Raw genomic sequence first — 17,551 nt, 5'->3', positions numbered from 1 at the left:
CCCCCCCCCCAGCACCGTGACCGGGGCGATCATGGCGTGCGCATGGGCCATCGCCGCCACCAGCGGACGCGTGAAGCGGCGGAAGGCCTCGGCGAGTCCATCCACGGCCTCGTGGTAGCCGCGATGCGCCTTGCCATCGACGCCGAACGCCTTGACCACCGGCATCCCGCCGACGAACTCGACGGTCGCGCCGTTCAGGCGCTCGAGCCGGGTGACGAAGGTCTGCATCTCGGCGCCGCCGGCCTTCATGGCGCGGCGCAGGAACAGGAAGAACCCCGGAAATGGCAGCAACGCCGCCAGCGCCATGCGCCAGTCCAGCGCGAACAGGTAGATGACCGACAGCCCGATGGCGCCCGCCGCGCGGCCCACCGCCGTGTAGAAATGCGCGGTCAGGCTGTGCAGCGTGGCGATGTCATCCTGCATCGCCTGCTTGACCTCGCCCGACGCGCGGCCGGTGAACCAGCCCAGCGGCGCCTGCGCCAGCCGCCGCGCCACGGCCAGGCGCAGGTGATGCGTGATGCGGTTGTCGGCCAGATGCGCGGTCAGCTCGCCGGCGGACACCAGCGCCATGCCGGCGAACAGGCAAGCCACGCTGGCGCCCGCCACCCACCAGAGTTCGGCCCGCCGCGACGCCTGGGCGGCATCCGCCGCATCGAGGCCGGCCAGCAGCAGCTGGGCGATGTGCGCGATACCCGCCAGCGGCGCCAGCGTCAGCATGGCGCCCACCGAGGCCAGCGCCGCCGCGGCGATCAGTTGCCCGCGGATCGGGGACAACACTTGCCTGAGCGGGCCAGGTGTGGCCGCGGCGACTGCGGACGTGCTCATGAAATCGGACTACCCAGATGTTGGTGATAATTATTTGCATGACTATAAACTAAATATTGAATTAGTTGCATTGCAATAAACTAAATAATCGTGCGCGGGTTAAAGTGACGGATAGCCGCCGCCACCACCAAGGACCAGACATGAACCCGCCAGAGCGCCGTCCGGCGCGGGGCCGCCCGCCCACCATCACCCTGGAGCGGATCGCCGACGCCGGCATAGCGATGGGCTTGCCCAACCTCACCTTCGTCGGCGTCGCCGCCGCGCTGGGCGTCAGCCACATGGCGCTCTACAAGCACGTGCCGAGCCTGGAGGCGCTCAAGCGCCTGATCGCCGAGGAGATCTTCAAGCGCTGGCAGATCCCGCAAGCCAGCGGCAACGACCGCGGCGGGCTGAAGGAATACCTGACCGTGTTCACCGCGTCGGTGCGCGAGTTCGTCAAGGCGCATCCGGGCGTGACGCCCTACGTGATCCGGCGGCTGGCGGCCACGCCGTCAATGATCGCCAAGATCGAGGGGCACCAGCGCCACATCGCCCATGCCTACGGCATTTCAAGGGAACAGGCGCGCATGCTGCTGGCGACCGTGGCGTTCCATTGCATGGCGGTGGCCGACACGGTGTATTCGGTAGCCGGCCTGGAACCGGTGGTCGAGGCGGCGCGCGCCGCCGAAGAGGCCGAGATGGAAGCGGAACTCGATCAGGGCATGCAGGCGCTGATCATCGGCGTGCTGGCGGTGTTGGAAAGCGAGACGCCGCGGACCTGACGCGGCGGGGCTGTCACGGCCCGCTTCGTCCTTGCTCCAGCTCGCCAGGCTCCAGGAAGAACTGGCGGTTCCCTTCCAGCCGCCCGACGATGAAGTCCACGAACGTGCGCACGCGCAGCGGCTGCTCGGTGCGGCGGCCGTAGTACAGGTAGATGCCCTCGAGATAGACCACGTGCCGCAGCAGCAGCGGCACCAGCCGGCCGGCGCGGATGTGCGGCACGGCGCTGAAGCTGCCCAGCTGGCCAATGGCCTCGCCCGCCAGCACGGTCTGGGCCTCGGCGTCGATATCGTTCATGCACAGCGCCGGCGTGATCTCGCGGTAGACCTGCTCGCCGTCGACCTGGAATGCCCACGGCGCGAGCTTGCCGGTGTTGGCGTGGATGTATCCGGTGCAGCGATGCCGCGCCAGATCGTCGATATCCGCGGGCGCGCCGTGGCGCGCCAGGTAGTCGGGCGACGCGCAGATCAGCAGCTGGATCGGCACCAGCCGCCGCGCCACGGTGCCCGCCGCCGGCAGCGAGCCGCCGCGAAAACCCACGTCGGCCCGGTCGGTGACCAGATCGGTGAAGCGGTCATCGAAATGCACATCGAGCTGCACGCCGGGATATTCGCGCGCGAACGCCAGCACGTGCTGCCACAGCATGCAGTGGATCAGCGCCCGCGGCGCGCTGATGCGCAGCGGGCCGTTGATCTCGTCGCCCGCGCGCCGCGCATCCGCCAGCGCGTCCGACAGCAGCCCCAGAGCCGGACTGGCATTGTCGAGCAGCCGCTGTCCCGCCTCGGTCAGGCTCAGCTTGCGCGTGGTCCGGCGCAGCAGCTGCACGCCCAGCGCTTTCTCCAGCTGCATCACCGCGTGGCTCGCCGCCTGCGGCGAAATGCCCTGGTCCACCGCCGCCTTGCGCAGGCTGCCCAGCATGGCGGTGCGCACGAAGATGGTCAGGGCGCGGACTTCATTCATGGCGGGTCTCCCGGCCGGCCGGGGCGGCCAATTGGCAAATAAAAGTTGTTTATCATTCTATTGAATAGCCGCTATTCGGAACACCCACGGCTCTCTACCATGCGTTTCACCCCATCCCCCTGACAGGAGAAACGCATGAACACCCCGACGAATTTCAAGAAAGTCTGGTTCATCACCGGCGCCTCGCGCGGCCTGGGCGCGCTGATCGCCAAGGCCGCCCTGGCCGACGGCAATGCCGTGGTCGCCGCCGGCCGCGATACCGCCGCCATCATCGAACGCCTGGGCCAGTCGCCCAGCCTGCTGCCGGTCGCGCTGGACGTGACCCGCCCCGAGCAGGCCCAGGCGGCGGTCGCCGCCGCGCTGGACGCCTTCGGCCGCATCGACGTGCTGGTCAACAACGCCGGCTTCGGCCTGCTGGGCGCGGTCGAGGAATCCAGCGACGCTGACGTGCGCCGCATGTACGACACCAACGTCTTCGGCCTGCTCAACGTGACCCGCGCGGTGCTGCCGGCCATGCGCGCGCGCCGCGCCGGCCATGTCATCAACATCTCGTCCATCGGCGGCTTCCGCTCGGGCGCCGGCTTCGGCGCGTACTGCTCGACCAAGTTCGCCGTCGAGGGGTTGACCGAGGCCCTGCGCGACGAGCTGGCGCCGCTGGGCATCCACGCCACCGTGGTCGAGCCCGGCTACTTCCGCACCGACTTCCTGGATGCCACCTCGCTGGTGGTCGCGCCGGGCGAGATCGCCGACTACGCGGCCACGTCGGGCCAGGTGCGCCAGAAGGCCGTGCACCTGAACCATCAGCAGCCCGGCGACCCCGTCAAATTGGCTGCGGCCATGGTCGAACTGGCCAACGCCGCCGAACCGCCGCTGCGCCTGCCGCTGGGCAGCGACACCCTGGCGGCCATCGCCGACAAGCAGGCCTACGTGGCCCGCGAGACGCAGGCCTGGGAAGCGCTGGCGCGCTCGACCGATTTCGCCGCGGGCTGAATCCGCCGCGCCTGCCCCCCCCCCCTGCCGCGTGCCAGGCACTAGACTACCGACCGGTAGTTAGTTTAAAGTCCGCCCACCTGAAGGCCGGCCATCAACGGCGTCCGCCCCCGGCCTTCAGCGGATCGACCAGGACCTCCCCGCCATGACACGCACCCCTTCCGTCCAGCGCATCCTCGACGCCGCGCTCGGCCACTTCGCCAACCAGGGCTACGATGGCGCATCGCTCGCCGATATCGCCGACACCGTCGGCATCCGCAAGGCCTCGCTCTATACGCATTTCGCCAGCAAGGACGCCCTGTACCGCGAGATCTTCACCGACGCGCTGGCGCTGGAAATGCAGCTGGCGCGGGACTGCTTCGACGCCGAGGCCGGCAACGCCCTGCCCGGCTCCGCCTATTGCGCCCATCTGGTCGGGCGCCATGGCGACTCCCTGCACCTGCGCTTCCTGCTGCGCGCCAGCTACGTCCCGCCCGAGACGCTCGAGACCGCCATCACCGCCGACTACGAAACCTATCTGGCGCAGTTGCGCGCGGACTTCGACGCCCGGCTGCGCGCCTGGGTCGGCAAGCGCGCCCGTCTGTCGAAGGCGGCCGCGGCGCGCTACGCCGAGGCCTACCTGGGCATGATCGATGCCGTGCAGGTCAAGCTGGTCTACACCAATGCCGATCAGGCGGGGCAGCGGCTGGCCGCCATGCAGCGCCTGCAGGCCGACGCCTTGGCGCACGCCATCGGGCCGGAGCGCGCGGCATGAGCGGCGCCGCCACGACCCAACGCGGCGGCCTGATCGGCGCCGGCCTGATCCTGCTGCTGGCGCTGCTGACCGCGCTCGACGCCATGGCGATCGACATGTACCTGCCGGGCATGCCCGCCATCGCCGAGGACTTCGGCGTATCGGCCGGACGCATCCAGCAGACGCTTTCCGTATTCCTGGCGGGGCTGGCCATCGGCCAGGCCCTGTACGGCCCGCTGCTGGACCGCTACGGCCGCCGCCTGCCGCTGCTGGCCGGCGTGGCCATCTTCGTCGCGGGCTCGGTGATGGCGGCCCTCGCGCCGACGGTGGAATGGCTGCTGGCCGCCCGCTTCGTGCAGGCGCTGGGCGCGGCGGCGGGCCTGGTGACGCCGCGCGCCATCGTCGCCGACCTGTGCGGCGTGGCCGAGTCGGCGCGCATCTTCTCGCTCTTGATGCAGGTCATGATGATCGCCCCCATCGCCGCGCCGATCCTGGGCGGCAGCCTGCTCGCGCATGGCGGCTGGCGCGGCATCTTCTGGGTGTTGGCGGGCCTGGGCGCGGCCGGACTGGCGTGGGGCTGGCGCGCGCTGCCCGACTCGCTGCCGGCCGAGCGCCGCGCGCCGCTGCATGCCGGCGCCATCCTGCGCGCCTATGGCCGGCAGCTGCGGCATCCGGCCTTCATGGCCTATACGCTGGCCGGCGGCTTCATCCTGGGGTCGCTGTTCAACTACATCAGCGCGTCGGCCTTCGTGTTCACCGGCCACTTCGGGCTGAGCGCCACGCAGTTCAGCTATCTGTTCGCCGGCAACTCGGTGGCGCTGGTGCTGGGCGGCATGATCAGCAACCGGCTGCTTGACCAAAGACGCTCCGCCGCTGCCATCCTGCTGGCCGGCATCGCGGCACACGCGCTGGCGGGGCTGGTCCTGTTCCTGCCGGCGCGGGCCGGCCAGGCGTCGTTCGCCGTGTACGCGGGCCTGCTGGCCGTCGCCGTCGGCGCGCTCGGGCTGGTCTTCGGCAACCTCACCGCCCTGACCATGAGCCACGCCGGCAAGCAGGCGGGCGTGGCGTCGGCGCTGATGGGCACGCTGCACTACCTGATGTCGGCCGCCATCGGCTACTCCGTCAGCCTGGCGCCGCAAGGGCCCGCGCTGCTGCCGCTGGCGATCTGCGCCTGCGGCGCGCTGGCCGCGGGCCTGTGCATGATCGCCATGGCGCCGGCCAAATCGCAGCACCGGTAAACTGAGCCGGCTTCCCGGCGCCAACGATGCCGGCCGAACGTTCACGCAATCCGGAGAGCTTCATTCCATGATCCGTCATCTGGTCTCTGCCGCGGCCCTCGCCGTGGCAGGCAGCGCCACCGCAGCCAGCCCCTCCTTCAACTGCGCCAAAGCCACCACCCCCGTCGAAAAATCCCTATGCGCCAACTCGGCGCTGGCAGACCAGGACGCGGCCATCGCGCAGCAATACAAAGCGGTACGCGGCAAGCTCGACGCCGAGGCCGCCAAGTCGCTGACCAACGACCAGCGCTACTTCCTGGCGGTGCGCGACCAGATCTATGCCGACCCCTACTCCGGCAGCACGCCGGCCAAGGCGATCGGCGCCAGCATGCGGTCCCGCCTGGCGTTCCTGAAGGCCATCAACCCGCAGCCACCCGCCGGCTTCGTCGGCAAGTGGAAGAACATCGAAGGCGAAATCGAGATCAAGCAGGGCTCCGATGGCCAGTTGTTCGTGGAAGCCAACTCGGCCCAGCCCTACAACGGCCGCTGGGTCTGCGACCTGAGCGGCAAGGGGGTCGTCTCCGGCGACAGCCTGCACGTCACCTACCAGGATGGCCCGCCCTGGGTGCTGTCGCTGACGCGCCGCGGCGCGGTGCTGGCGGCCCGCGAGATACCGCCCCCCCCGGCGTCAAGCAGGACGGCTTCGGCCCGCCCTTCTGCGGCATGAACGGCAGCCTGGGCGAGGACTGGTTCGCGGTGCGCTGACCAACGACAACACGCAAGGAGCACGCATCATGTTCAGTCATATCACCGTCGGCGTCAGCGACCTGGCGCGCGCCTCGGACTTCTACGACGCCATCCTCGAGCCGCTCGGCCTGCGCCAGCGGCCGGTCACGCCGGACGGCGGTCCCGCATCGCGCTGCTGGATCGTTCCCGGCGCGACATTGCCGCGCTTCTATGCCTATGCGCCGTTCAACGGGCAACCCCCGAGCGCCGGCAACGGCAGCATGGTGGCTTTCCTCGCACCCGACGCACAGGCAGTGGACCGCGCCCATGCCGCCGGCCTGGCCGCGGGCGGCGCGGATGAGGGCGCTCCCGGTCTCCGGCCGCATTACGGCGACGGCTACTACGGCGCCTATCTGCGCGATCCCGACGGCAACAAGATCCATGTCGTGTATCGCGGGGATCTTCCCCGGCGTTGAGGTATCACATATCGCGATAACGGAGTTCATATGACCGCCGCGGCCGCGGCGGTTATATGAATATGGGACATATGTATTTCTCCCGGCGCGCCGCGCTGGCTAGGATGCAGGCGTCAGTCAATCACCGTATCCATCGTGTCCCGCCTTTCTCCCCCGGATCCGAGCAAGCTCGATCCCGACACCGCCGCCCTCTACCAACAGCTGCTCAAAGACTACGGCCCCTACGCCAACATGCTTGGCGCGTTCCTGCCGCGGCCGCCGGCGCTCAGGCATCTGTTCTCCTATCTCGTCGCGTCCAAGAAGGATGGCCTGATTTCGCCGCGCCATCTCGAAATCGCCTTGCTGGCCGCCTCCAAGGCGCATGCCTGCCACTACTGCGTGGCGCTGCATGAACCCAAGCTGGCGTCGCAGGGCATTTCGCAGGAGGCCATCGACCGCCTGCTGGAACCGCAGGTGCCGGGCCTGGACGACCATGATCTGGCCGTGCGCGACTACGCCGTGGCGGTGACGCTGGACGCCGCGCGCATCAGCGACGAACTGCGCGCCCGCGTCAGCCGCTATTACGACGAAGCCGGCGTGGTCGAATTGACGATCCGCATCGCGCTGTGCAGTTTCTTCAAGCGATTCAACGAAGCCCTGGAAGTGCCGGCCGAAGACGTGGTGGCTTTCGAACTGTCGTCCACCTGAGCGGGTCCCGCATGTCGAGCGTTTCCGTTCCCAAGCTGCAGGTCCGCGGCATCAGCAAGCATTTCCATGGCGACCAGGGCAGCGTGCAGGTGCTGGACGACATCAGCCTGGAGGCCGCCAGCGGCGAATTCGTCAGCATCATAGGCCCCTCGGGCTGCGGCAAATCCACCCTGTTCAACATCCTCACCGGCCTGCTGGAGCCCGACAGCGGCAGCATCGCGCTCGATGGCAAGCCGGTGGCCGACCTGCGCGGCCGCGTCGGCTACATGCTGCAGCGCGACCTGCTGATGCCCTGGCGCACGGTTCTGGACAACGTGATCGTCGGGCTGGAAGTGCGCGGCACGCCGCGCGCCGAATCGGTCGAGCGCGCCCGCGAATACCTGCACACCTTCGGCCTGCTGCAGTTCCAGGACAGCTACCCCAAGGCCCTGTCGGGCGGCATGCGGCAGCGCGTGGCGCTGGCCCGCACGCTGCTGCCCGATCCCGACGTGCTGCTGCTGGACGAACCCTTCTCCGCCCTGGACTACCAGACGCGCCTGTTCCTGGAAACCATGCTCGCCGACACGGCGCGCAGGCAGGGCAAGACCGTGGTGCTGGTGACGCACGACATCGACGAAGCCATCGCGCTGTCGCAACGCATCTTCGTCCTGAGCGCCCGGCCCGGCCGCCTCAAGCGCGTCCATGACATCGCGCTGGGCGCGCAGGCATCGCCGCTGGCGGCGCGGCGCGATCCGCGCTTCTCTTCCTATTTCGACACCCTCTGCCAGGAACTGGACATCCAGACCGGGCAGGCGGAGGCCGCATGAGCGCCACCCTGTCCACGCCCGCGCCCGCCGCGCCGCGTCCGCGCCGCTTGCGCCCGCCCGTGCTGGTCGCCCAGCTCGCCATCCTGGTCATCCTGTTCGGCAGCTGGGAACTGGGCGTGCGCGCGGGCTACATCAACGGCTTCCTGTTCGGCTCGCCGGCCGGCGTGGTGGACGCCGCCTGGAAGCTGATCCGCTCCGGCGAACTGGCCGAACATGCGGCCTACACGCTGTGGGCGTCGGCCCTGGGCTTCGTGGTCGGCACCGCCCTGGGGACCGTGCCCGGCCTGTCGCTGTGGTATTCGCCCTACGCCGCCAAGGTAGTGGAGCCGATCCTGGTGGCCATCAACAGCGTTCCCAAGATCGCCTTCGCCCCGCTGGTCATCCTGTGGTTCGGCACCGGCGTCATCTCCAAGGTGGCGCTGTCGATCTCGCTGACCGCCATCGTCGCGCTGCTGGCCGCCTTCCAGGCCGCCAAGGACACCGACCCGGACATCCAGCGCATGATGGTGTCGCTGGGCGCCACCAAGGGCCAGGTGTTCGGCAAGGTGGTGGTGCCCGCCGCCCTGCCCTACATCATCAGCACCTTCCGCATCAATATCGGCTTCGCGCTGGTCGGCACCGTGGTGGGCGAATTCATTTCGTCCAAGTACGGCATCGGCCACGTCATCTTCGTGGCCTCGTCGCTGTATGACCTGAACACGGTCTGGGTCGGCATCTTCACGCTCATGCTGCTGGGCTTCGTGCTCTACGCCGGCGTGGACATCGCCGAGAAACGACTGCTGCGCTGGAAAGACCAGACCTACGCCACCCAATTCAAACTCTGATCCCGCCCCATGAAGCGTACCCGCCTGGCGCTCGCCGCCGCCCTGTCTCTTTTCAGCCTGGCCGCCCACGCCAACGACAAAGCCGTGGTGTCCGCGGCGTTCAAGTCGGTCTTCTACCTGCCGGTGTACTTCGCCGAAGAGCACGGCTATTTCAAGGAAGAAGGCCTGGACGTACGCATCGACGTCGCCTCGTCCTCGACCAACGCCCTGGCCGCGGTCATCTCCAGGAGCGCCGACTTCTCGCTGCATGGCCCCGAATGGACCGCCATCTCGTTCGGCCGCGGCGCGCCCGTCAAGGTCGTGGGCGGCACGCTCAACCGCCTGGGCGTCTGGCTGACGTGCAAGTCCTCCTTCGCCTTCAAGGACTTCACCAGCCTGAAGGGCGCCACGGTCGCCACCGGCGCCATGCCGACCACCAGCACCTCGGCCTTCCTGAAGATCGTCCGCAAGGCCGGCCTCGATCCGAAGCGCGACCTGAACCTGCTGGAAGTGCCGTTGGGCAACGAGGTCGGCCCGCTGGCGGCCGGCCAGGCCGACTGCGCCGTGCTGTACGAGCCGGGCGCCTCGCAGGCCGAGGCCCAGGGCTACAAGGTGGTGTCCGCCTTCTCGCGCGAGATCGGCCCCTACACCTTCTCGGCCATCTCGACCCGGCAGGATATCGACCCCAAGGTGTCGCAGAAGCTGGTCTCGGGACTGGACCGCGCGCTCAAGGCCATCCGCAAGGATCCCGAGGCGGCGGTGCAGAGCGGCCTGAAGCTGTTCCCCAACCTGCCGCCCGAGGTGGTGCGCAAGTCGGTGACGCGCCTGATCGAGGACGGCGTGTTCGCCGACTCCGTGGCCATCCCGCCGCAGGCGCTGACCGATGCGCTGCAGACGCAGGTGGACCTGGGCAACCTGGACAAGATCCCCGCCGATCCGCGCTGGCTGGACCTGGACTGGGCCAACCGCATCGCGGGCAAGGCCTACTGAGCGCTGGCGGCGCCGAGCCCGCCGCCGGGCGCGGATGCGGGCCGGCGATCCCGCCGGCGGCCTGCCCCCGCCGGCTCTTAACAATTCGTTGACGCCACCCGGCCTACAGTCCATCATCATCAATCGAAAGCGGGCCCCCGCCGCTCGCCGTCGACAGGAGCCCATCCTGGTATGAATGAAGCGCCGGCTGACGATCCCCCCGCATCCCGCCCCCGATTCCTGCTCGCCATCCTCCTGACCGGCCTGACCGCCGGCCTGGGCGGCATGCTGCTGGGCATGTTGCTGCACGCCGTGCAGCACCTGGCGTACGGCTACAGCCTGGACCGCATCGTCGGGACCGAAACCTTCCTCCAGGGCGTCGAAGCCGCCAGCGACGTCCGCCGCCTGGCGGTGTTGATGCTGTGCGGCCTGGTGGCCGGCGGCGGCTGGTGGCTGGTCTACCGCTTCGGACGGCCGCTGGTCAGCGTGACACAGGCGGTGCAGGACCCCGCCGCCCGCATGCCGGCCAGGACCACCCTGGCGCATGCCCTGCTGCAGATCGTGACCGTCGGGCTGGGATCGCCCCTGGGGCGCGAAGTGGCGCCGCGCGAGGTCGGCGCGCTGGCGGCCGGCGGCGTATCGGCATGGCTGCGCCTGCCGCCCGACCAGCGCCGGTTGATCGTCGCGTGCGGCGCGGGCGCGGGCCTGGCCGCCGTGTACAACGTGCCGCTGGGCGCGGCGCTGTTCGTGCTGGAAGTATTGCTGGGCACGTTCGCGTGGCCCGCGGCGGCCGTGGCGCTGGCCACGTGCTGCATCGGCGCCGTCGTCGCCTGGATCGGGCTGGGCAACGAAATCCAATACGCGGTGCCGCCGATGACGGCGGGCGCCAGCCTGATCGTCTGGGCGGTGCTGGCCGGGCCGGTCTTCGGCGTGGCGGCGCACGCTTTCGTGCAACTGACATCGGCCGCGCGGCGCCAGGCGGCGCGCGGCTGGCGGCTGCCGCTGGCGGCACTGGTGAACTTCACGCTGATCGGCGTCCTGGCGGTCTTCCTGCCGGCGCTGCTGGGCAACGGCAAGGGCCCGGCCCAGCTGGGCTTCAGCAGCGAACTGACCCTGGGCATGGCGGCCCTGCTGCTGGTGTTGAAGGTGGCGATCACCAGCGGTTCGCTGCGCGCCGGCGCGTCCGGCGGCCTGCTGACGCCGGGCATCGCCATCGGCGCCCTGCTGGCGGTGGTGCTGGGCGGCGCCTGGAACCTGATCTGGCCCGACGCGCCGCCCGGCGCCTACGCCGTGGTGGGCGCGGCGGCCTTCCTGGCGGCCTCGATGCGCATGCCGCTGACGGCCACCGTCCTGCTCCTGGAATTCACGCGCGTGGACCAGGGGTTCCTGGTGCCGATGATCCTGGCGGTGGCCGGCGCCACCGCCACCCACCATTTTTGCGCGGCCCGGACCGCCCGGACGCCGGCAGCGGCCGGCGCGCCGCTGCGCGGCTCGACATGAAGAGGCTCACATGACATCACGCAACCTGACCGGCATCCAACGCTACGACGCGCCCGCCGGCGGCTGGGGCGCGCTCAAGGCCACCGCGCAAGCCATCGCGGACCAGATGCGGATCGCCGAAGCGCCGGTGCTGCTGTTTCGCACCAACAAGCCGGACGGCTTCGACTGCCCGGGCTGCGCATGGCCGGACAAGGCCCACACCTCGACCTTCCAGTTCTGCGAAAACGGCGCCAAGGCCGTGACCTGGGAAGCCACCAAGAAACGCGTGACGCCGGAATTCTTCGCCGCGCACACCGTGACCGAGCTGCTGACCTGGTCCGATCACGACCTGGAAGACGCCGGCCGGCTGACACACCCGCTGCGCTACGACGCCGCCACCGACACCTATCAGCCGATTGAATGGGACGCCGCGTTCCAGCACATCGGGCGCACCCTCTCCAGCCTGCCCGATCCGGATTCGGTCGAGTTCTACACCTCGGGCCGCGCCTCGAACGAAGCGGCGTTCCTGTTCAGCCTGTACGCCCGCGAGTACGGCACCAACAATTTCCCCGATTGCTCGAACATGTGCCACGAGGCCACCAGCGTCGGGCTGCCGCAGACCATCGGCATCGGCAAGGGCACGGTGTCGCTGGACGACTTCGACACCTGCGACCTGATCATCTCGATGGGCCACAACCCCGGCACGAACCATCCGCGCATGATGGGCACGCTGCACGAATGCGCCCGCCGCGGCGTGCCCATCATCGTCTTCAACCCGCTGCGCGAGCGCGCGCTGGAACGCTTCGCCGATCCGCAGAACCCCATCGAGATGGGCACGCTGGGCTCGACCCGCATCGCGTCCACGTACTACCAGGTGCGCGTGGGCGGGGACGCCGCCGCGCTCAAGGGCATCATGAAGGCGCTGCTGACGCTGGACCGGCAGGCGCCCGGCGCGATCGACCACGCCTTCATCGCCGAACACACCCACGGCTTCGACGCCTACGTCGAGGACCTGGACGCCACCGCGTGGGCCGACATCGAGCGCGCCAGCGGACTGACGCGCGCCAACCTGGAGCAGGTCGCCGCGGCCTACGCCAAGTCCAACGCCACCATCGTGACCTACGGCATGGGCATCACCCAGCATGCGCGCGGCACCCAGAACGTGCAGCAGATCGCCGCGCTGCTGCTCATGCGCGGCAACTTCGGCCGGCCGGGCGCCGGCATCTGCCCGCTGCGCGGCCACTCCAACGTGCAGGGCAACCGCACCGTCGGCATCACCGAGAAGATCGACCCGGTGATGTTCGACAACATCGAGAAGACCTTCGGTTTCCGGCCGCCCGAGCGCCACGGGCACGACGCGGTCGACGCCATGAAGGCGATGGTGAACGGCGACGCCCGCGTGCTGATCTGCCTGGGCGGCAATATCGCCATGGCGCTGTCCGACACCGAACAATGCGAGACGGGCATGCGCCGGCTGGACCTGGCGGTGCACATGAACACCAAGCTGAACCGCTCGCACCTGCTGATCGGCCGCGACGCCATCATCCTGCCGGTGCTGGGCCGCACCGAAAGCGACGTGCAGGCCAGCGGCGCGCAGTCCATCACCGTCGAGGACTCGATGTCGATGGTGCACGCCTCGCGCGGCAAGCTCGCGCCGGCCTCCGAACACCTGCGGTCCGAACCCGCCATCATCGCCGGCATGGCGGCGGCGACGCTACCGGACACGCGCGTGCCGTGGCTCCACCTGGTCGAGGACTACAGCCGCATCCGTGACCTGATCGAAAAGGTCTACCCGGACTTTCGCGGCTACAACGAACGCATCCTCAAGCCGGGCGGATTCCGCCTGTCGCTGCCGCCCACCGAACGCATCTGGAAGACGAAGTCGGGCAAGGCCGAGTTCCTGCCGTTCAAGGGCCTGCAAGAGGATCCGGGCGCGGTCGCGACGGGCGCGCTGACGTTGACCACGCTGCGCAGCCACGACCAGTACAACACCACCATCTACGGCCTGGACGACCGCTACCGCGGCGTCTTCGGCCGGCGCGACGTGCTGTTCATGCATGCCGACGACCTGGCGCGCCACGGCCTGAAGCACGGCGACAAGGTGGACCTGCACAGCGGCCTGCCGGGCCAGGAGCACCGCCACCTGCAACTGACCGCGATCGCCTACGACATCGCGCCCGGCTCGGTCGGCGCCTACTACCCCGAGGCCAACAACCTGTGCCCGCTGGACTACCAGGACAAGCAGAGCGGCACGCCCAGCTACAAGTCGATTCCGGTGGTGATCAGGAAGGCCGCGTGACGCCTTGCCCGCCGCGCGCACCAGCGCAGGCGGGCGCCCCTGATCTCATCGCCCGACCACCGGGCAGCTCGCCGGCAGCGGTCGGTCGAACAGCACCGCGATGCCGCATGCCGAGGTGAACATCCCCAGGTTGTCATGGCCCACGCCCGGCACTTCCACGACCTTCTGGTTCAAGCCGGCGGGATGCCTGCGCGTCAGGTAATCGAAATAGGCGCGGCCCCGCTCCAGCCGGTTGGGGTCTTGCGCCATGCCGCCGCAGGAGCGGTCGATGAAGTGGGTGTAGGGATCGGTGTCCGCCTGGCCCAGCAGGTACACCACGTTCCGCGCGGCGTATCTCGATTCCACCGCCGCGGGGTCCTGCGAGGCGACATAAGGCGGACCGCCTTCGAGCTGGTACTTCCATCTGGTCGCGGCGGGACAGGCGCCGCCGGCCGGCAACGCGGGGCGGTCATCGCTGAAGTACACGTAGCTGGAGGGATTGGCGACCACGTAGCGCAGCGGGATGCCGCGCCGCGCCAATGCGGCGCCGCCCCGCCCCACGGCCGCATAGCGTTGCAGGATCTGCGCGCCCGCGGAATGCCCCATCACGACCACGCGCTTCAGGGCGGGATAACGCTTCTTGTCCGCGAAGTGATCCAGCAGCGCGTCGATCGCCTCGAACGAGCTGAGCGGCGCCGGACCGATGGCCGGTTCGCCGCTTTTCCAGCCCTCCTGGGACCACCTCAGGGTCCGCGCCGGCATCGAGAATTTCTCGACATCCGGCGCGGTCAGGAACTGGGGCGCGACGACCATCACGCCGCCCGCCGACCGGCCCGCCCCCGCCACGATCTCCTTGCCGGTGCCGAAGTACGTGTCCGCGTTGCGCAGCGTGCCATGGATCACGATCATCACCGTCGAGATCGTCGGCGCCGGCGCATGGATATCGGCGGAGGCATAGAGCGGCAACGCGCCTTCTCCGGCGGCGCCCTTGACCGCCAGCGCCTGGTCCGCCACGTGTTTCACGGGCGCCTCCAGCTTCGACGCCTTGGGTGCGACAGGCGCGACAGGCGCGGCCTGGCGCGTGCCACAGCCGGCCGCCGCCAGCAGCAGCGGGCCGCACAACAGGCTCCATTTGATAACCGAAAGGAACTTTGCCGCTCTCATGGGTCCACTCCTGGTCGACTGCGAAGACTGACGATTGGCAGGGATTATGCCCCCGTCTCCTGTTTGCCACGAGTGCTGGCGAACCGGTATGGCTACATGCTACGCTTTGCCACCCGGAATCAGCACCCGCCGCTTTTTTTTGGCATTTTTCCATGCGCAAATTCGCGGAGCTATACGAACAGAATCATTCCTGGCTGAAGGCTTGGCTCAGAAAGCGCCTTGGCAACCCGGACACCGCCGCCGACCTGGCACACGATACGTTCGAACGCGTATTGACCAAGCCTCCCGCCGAGGAACTGAACGAGCCTCGGGCCTACCTCACCGTGGTCGCCAAGGGCCTGGTCGCGCATTGGTATCGCCGCAAGGCGATCGAGCAAACGTACCTGGATGCACTCGCGCTTGAACCCGAAGACTACGTTCCTTCAGTCGAGTCCCAGGCGGAAATCCTGGAGCGCCTGTTCGAGATCGATGCCATGCTGAGTAAACTTCCGGGCAAGGCCCGAGAGGCCTTTCTGATGTCCCAGGTCGATGGACTGACCTACCAGGAAATTGCCGACAAGCTGAACGTATCGCTTAGCACCGTGAAGCGTTACATGGTGATGGGTTTCGCTCAATGCCTGGCCACTCTGACATGACACAAGCAACGACCCGAGCCAACCTGATCCAGGAAGCGGCGACCTGGATGATGCGGCTTTCCGACGAAGGCGCCACCGAGGCCGACTGGACGGCCTGGCGTCAATGGACGCAGCAAAGCGACGAACACCGCAAGTACGCGCACCTGACGGAATCGCTGACGGCGAAGCTGCAGACCGTGCCGGGAAGCGTCGGCCGCGCTGCGTTGAACGCGCCCAAGGCCGCGGCAAGACGGACGGCGCTCAAGACACTTGCGTTCCTTTTGCTTGCCGCGCCGACGGGCTACGTGGTCACCCGCCTGCCCTGGCAAGCCTGGAATGCCGAGTACCGCTCCAGCACCGGCGAACAGCGCCTGATCGCGCTGCCGGACGGCGGCACCTTGACACTGGACACCGCCAGCGCGGCCAATGTCGTCTACGACGATCAGCGTCGCAGCGTGCAAGTCGTGGCGGGCAGGGCCTACATCGTCACGGCCGCCGACAGCGCCCAGCCGCCCCGGCCGTTCCTGGTACAGACCCGGTTTGGACAGGTGCGCGCCCTGGGCACACGTTTCGAAGTGCAGTTGGGCGACCGCGAAGAGCAGGTCGCCGTTTTCGAGGGCGCGGTGGAGATCACCCCGAAAGATTCCGCGACCTCGGCACAGGTTCTGCAGGCCGGATGGAAAACGACGTTCACGCGGAACCAGGTGCAACCGCCGGCGCGTTCACTCTCTCAGGCCGATCCGCTCTGGCTGCAAAAGCGCATCCAGGTCGACAACGTGCCGCTGGGACAATTGATCGAGGAACTGGGACGCTACCGGCCGGGCATCCTGCGCTGCGACCCCGACGTGGCGGCGCTGCCCGTTTCGGGAACGTACCGCCTGGACGATACGGACCTTGCGTTGCGGTTGCTGGCCGAGGCGCTGCCGGTCCGCGTCACGCGGCGCACCGCCTACTGGGTCACGGTCGGTCCCCGCTAGGCCGAGGCCGCATGCGTTCCTGCCGGCCCGCCGCGGCACTGCCACCCTTGAGGCTACCGCTGAGGCTGGTCCTGCTCGCCAGTTTCCTGGCGACAGCCTGTGCCCTGCCAGCCATCGGTCACGCCCAACCGCGAGCGGCCATCCCTGGGCCTGCGGTCTTTTCCATTCCCGCCGGGCCGCTGTCGGCCGCGCTGGATCGATTCGCCAATGCCGCCGATCTCTCCCTGTCCTACGATCCCGCGCTGATACGGGACAAGCACAGCCCTGGCCTGTCCGGCGCCTACACCGTCGATGCGGCGTTCGCGGAATTGTTGCGCGGTACCGGCCTGACCGCGACGGCATTGGGACAGGCCGGCTATGTATTGCGGACCACCGCAGCGGCAGAGGACGGCGTTTCGGGGGCTGCCACGTTGCGTCCGGTGCAGGTCGAGGGCATTCCGCCTGACGAAGGCTATGCCGCGTCGACAAGCACTCTGGCCACCGGAACCGACACGCCGATCAAACAGATCCCCCAATCCATCCACATACTGACCCGGCAGATCATCGAAGACCAGCAGCCCCAAACGCTCTTCGATCTGCTGCGCAACGTGCCGGGCGTCAGCAACAACCCGCAGTTCTACGGCTTTGACAACGACGCCTACGACATGCGCGGCTACGGCTCGCGCCTTCTGCTGGACGGCATCGCGCCACAGTTCGGCTTCCGTATCCCCGCCATCGGCGTGGAACGGGTGGAAGTGCTCAAGGGTATTGACTCGGCGGCGATGGGCGATATCACCCACGGCGGCGTGGTCAACGTCATGCTGAAGCGCCCGCAGGCCGAGTCCGTCCGGGAAATCCGCGCGGAGGCCGGATCCCGGGGCCGCGCGGGAGTGTCGATGGATGTCGCCGGCACCGCGCCCGACAACACCCGCCTGCAGTACCGCCTGATTCTTTCGACCACCCGGGCGGACGGCAATACCGCGGGGTACCGGGGGTTGCGTGAAACCTACCTTGCTCCCTCTGCCGCGTGGGACGACGGTACGACGCGCATCGAACTGGGCCTGCAGTATTCGCAGGGCCGCCTGCCGACAAGCCCTTTCACGGTCACG

18 protein-coding genes are annotated in these 17,551 nt (G+C 68.7%); 15 read left to right on the top strand and 3 right to left on the bottom strand.

What is annotated here, in order from left to right; all coding sequences use genetic code 11:
- On the bottom strand, positions 1-825 hold an 825-nt coding region (locus AOZ49_RS15495; protein ID WP_197286733.1), incomplete at its 3' end, for an ABC transporter transmembrane domain-containing protein.
- Positions 826-965: 140 nt separating this feature from the next.
- Here AOZ49_RS15495 and AOZ49_RS15490 point away from each other — a divergent pair.
- On the top strand, positions 966-1,586 hold the full coding sequence (locus AOZ49_RS15490; protein ID WP_054428881.1) for a TetR/AcrR family transcriptional regulator: 621 nt from the start codon (positions 966-968) through the stop codon (positions 1,584-1,586).
- 13 nt (positions 1,587-1,599) lie between these two features.
- On the opposite strand, the gene AOZ49_RS15485 is transcribed toward AOZ49_RS15490, so the two are convergent.
- Positions 1,600-2,544 (bottom strand): LysR family transcriptional regulator, encoded by a 945-nt coding sequence (locus AOZ49_RS15485; protein ID WP_054428882.1) that lies wholly within the window; start codon positions 2,542-2,544, stop codon positions 1,600-1,602.
- 135 nt (positions 2,545-2,679) lie between these two features.
- On the opposite strand from AOZ49_RS15485, the gene AOZ49_RS15480 reads away from it, so the two are divergent.
- The 11 genes from AOZ49_RS15480 (at position 2,680) to AOZ49_RS15430 (ending at position 13,729) form a co-directional block, all read left to right on the top strand.
- Positions 2,680-3,534, top strand: a complete 855-nt coding sequence (locus tag AOZ49_RS15480) for an oxidoreductase (protein WP_054428883.1) — start codon at positions 2,680-2,682, stop codon at positions 3,532-3,534.
- Positions 3,535-3,679: 145 nt separating this feature from the next.
- The gene (locus tag AOZ49_RS15475; protein ID WP_054428884.1) at positions 3,680-4,288 is read left to right on the top strand and encodes a TetR/AcrR family transcriptional regulator; all 609 of its coding nucleotides are present in this window, start codon (positions 3,680-3,682) and stop codon (positions 4,286-4,288) included.
- Positions 4,285-5,505 (top strand): multidrug effflux MFS transporter, encoded by a 1,221-nt coding sequence (locus AOZ49_RS15470; RefSeq protein ID WP_054476260.1) that lies wholly within the window; start codon positions 4,285-4,287, stop codon positions 5,503-5,505. Before AOZ49_RS15475 ends, AOZ49_RS15470 begins: the two co-directional genes overlap by 4 nt.
- A 67-nt stretch (positions 5,506-5,572) precedes the next feature.
- A complete protein-coding gene (locus AOZ49_RS15465; protein WP_231690349.1) occupies positions 5,573-6,211 on the top strand; it encodes a lysozyme inhibitor LprI family protein in 639 nt (212 codons plus the stop codon).
- 67 nt (positions 6,212-6,278) lie between these two features.
- On the top strand, positions 6,279-6,686 hold the full coding sequence (locus tag AOZ49_RS15460; RefSeq protein ID WP_054476258.1) for a VOC family protein: 408 nt from the start codon (positions 6,279-6,281) through the stop codon (positions 6,684-6,686).
- 135 nt (positions 6,687-6,821) lie between these two features.
- Positions 6,822-7,373, top strand: coding sequence for a carboxymuconolactone decarboxylase family protein (locus tag AOZ49_RS15455; RefSeq protein WP_054428888.1), 552 nt, complete (start codon positions 6,822-6,824; stop codon positions 7,371-7,373).
- A gap of 11 nt (positions 7,374-7,384) precedes the next feature.
- Entirely contained in the window at positions 7,385-8,179 is a 795-nt protein-coding gene (locus AOZ49_RS15450) for an ABC transporter ATP-binding protein (protein ID WP_054428889.1), read from the top strand.
- Positions 8,176-9,003, top strand: coding sequence for an ABC transporter permease (locus tag AOZ49_RS15445; RefSeq protein WP_054476256.1), 828 nt, complete (start codon positions 8,176-8,178; stop codon positions 9,001-9,003). Before AOZ49_RS15450 ends, AOZ49_RS15445 begins: the two co-directional genes overlap by 4 nt.
- A 9-nt stretch (positions 9,004-9,012) precedes the next feature.
- A complete protein-coding gene (locus AOZ49_RS15440; RefSeq protein ID WP_054428891.1) occupies positions 9,013-9,972 on the top strand; it encodes an ABC transporter substrate-binding protein in 960 nt (319 codons plus the stop codon).
- Between the two features lie 171 nt (positions 9,973-10,143).
- A complete protein-coding gene (locus AOZ49_RS15435; protein WP_054476253.1) occupies positions 10,144-11,451 on the top strand; it encodes a chloride channel protein in 1,308 nt (435 codons plus the stop codon).
- Between the two features lie 10 nt (positions 11,452-11,461).
- On the top strand, positions 11,462-13,729 hold the full coding sequence (locus AOZ49_RS15430) for an FdhF/YdeP family oxidoreductase (RefSeq protein WP_054476246.1): 2,268 nt from the start codon (positions 11,462-11,464) through the stop codon (positions 13,727-13,729).
- A 45-nt stretch (positions 13,730-13,774) separates the two neighbouring features.
- Here the strand turns inward: AOZ49_RS15430 and AOZ49_RS15425 are convergent, their stop codons facing one another.
- Positions 13,775-14,872: an alpha/beta fold hydrolase gene (locus AOZ49_RS15425; RefSeq protein WP_054476241.1), complete on the bottom strand. Its 1,098-nt coding sequence runs from the start codon at positions 14,870-14,872 to the stop codon at positions 13,775-13,777.
- Between the two features lie 152 nt (positions 14,873-15,024).
- On the opposite strand from AOZ49_RS15425, the gene AOZ49_RS15420 reads away from it, so the two are divergent.
- The 3 genes from AOZ49_RS15420 to AOZ49_RS32530 all read left to right on the top strand — a co-directional run.
- The gene (locus AOZ49_RS15420; protein WP_054428895.1) at positions 15,025-15,507 is read left to right on the top strand and encodes a sigma-70 family RNA polymerase sigma factor; all 483 of its coding nucleotides are present in this window, start codon (positions 15,025-15,027) and stop codon (positions 15,505-15,507) included.
- Positions 15,504-16,463, top strand: coding sequence for a FecR domain-containing protein (locus AOZ49_RS15415; protein WP_054476240.1), 960 nt, complete (start codon positions 15,504-15,506; stop codon positions 16,461-16,463). The genes AOZ49_RS15420 and AOZ49_RS15415 overlap by 4 nt, the downstream gene beginning before the upstream one ends.
- Before the next feature lie 47 nt (positions 16,464-16,510).
- Positions 16,511-17,551, top strand: a 1,041-nt coding sequence (locus tag AOZ49_RS32530) for a TonB-dependent siderophore receptor (RefSeq protein WP_197286732.1), incomplete at its 3' end; no start/stop codon positions are given.

The sequence above is a fragment of the Achromobacter sp. 2789STDY5608615 genome, from assembly GCF_001298995.1.
Classification (GTDB): Bacteria; Pseudomonadota; Gammaproteobacteria; order Burkholderiales; family Burkholderiaceae_B; genus Achromobacter; species Achromobacter insuavis.
The sequence above is the reverse complement of the archived record's forward strand: the minus strand, read 5'-3'. Positions and strand labels throughout refer to the sequence as shown.

Coding starts and splice junctions, on each gene's coding strand:
- AOZ49_RS15445 (WP_054476256.1), top strand. CDS start 8,176: ATGAGCGCCACCCTGTCCACGCCCGCGCCCGCCGCGCCGCGTCCGCGC.
- AOZ49_RS15490 (WP_054428881.1), top strand. CDS start 966: ATGAACCCGCCAGAGCGCCGTCCGGCGCGGGGCCGCCCGCCCACCATC.
- AOZ49_RS15475 (WP_054428884.1), top strand. CDS start 3,680: ATGACACGCACCCCTTCCGTCCAGCGCATCCTCGACGCCGCGCTCGGC.
- AOZ49_RS15460 (WP_054476258.1), top strand. CDS start 6,279: ATGTTCAGTCATATCACCGTCGGCGTCAGCGACCTGGCGCGCGCCTCG.
- AOZ49_RS15465 (WP_231690349.1), top strand. CDS start 5,573: ATGATCCGTCATCTGGTCTCTGCCGCGGCCCTCGCCGTGGCAGGCAGC.
- AOZ49_RS15450 (WP_054428889.1), top strand. CDS start 7,385: ATGTCGAGCGTTTCCGTTCCCAAGCTGCAGGTCCGCGGCATCAGCAAG.
- AOZ49_RS15480 (WP_054428883.1), top strand. CDS start 2,680: ATGAACACCCCGACGAATTTCAAGAAAGTCTGGTTCATCACCGGCGCC.
- AOZ49_RS15470 (WP_054476260.1), top strand. CDS start 4,285: ATGAGCGGCGCCGCCACGACCCAACGCGGCGGCCTGATCGGCGCCGGC.
- AOZ49_RS15415 (WP_054476240.1), top strand. CDS start 15,504: ATGACACAAGCAACGACCCGAGCCAACCTGATCCAGGAAGCGGCGACC.
- AOZ49_RS15440 (WP_054428891.1), top strand. CDS start 9,013: ATGAAGCGTACCCGCCTGGCGCTCGCCGCCGCCCTGTCTCTTTTCAGC.
- AOZ49_RS15430 (WP_054476246.1), top strand. CDS start 11,462: ATGACATCACGCAACCTGACCGGCATCCAACGCTACGACGCGCCCGCC.
- AOZ49_RS15420 (WP_054428895.1), top strand. CDS start 15,025: ATGCGCAAATTCGCGGAGCTATACGAACAGAATCATTCCTGGCTGAAG.
- AOZ49_RS15435 (WP_054476253.1), top strand. CDS start 10,144: ATGAATGAAGCGCCGGCTGACGATCCCCCCGCATCCCGCCCCCGATTC.
- AOZ49_RS15485 (WP_054428882.1), bottom strand. CDS start 2,544: ATGAATGAAGTCCGCGCCCTGACCATCTTCGTGCGCACCGCCATGCTG.
- AOZ49_RS15425 (WP_054476241.1), bottom strand. CDS start 14,872: ATGAGAGCGGCAAAGTTCCTTTCGGTTATCAAATGGAGCCTGTTGTGC.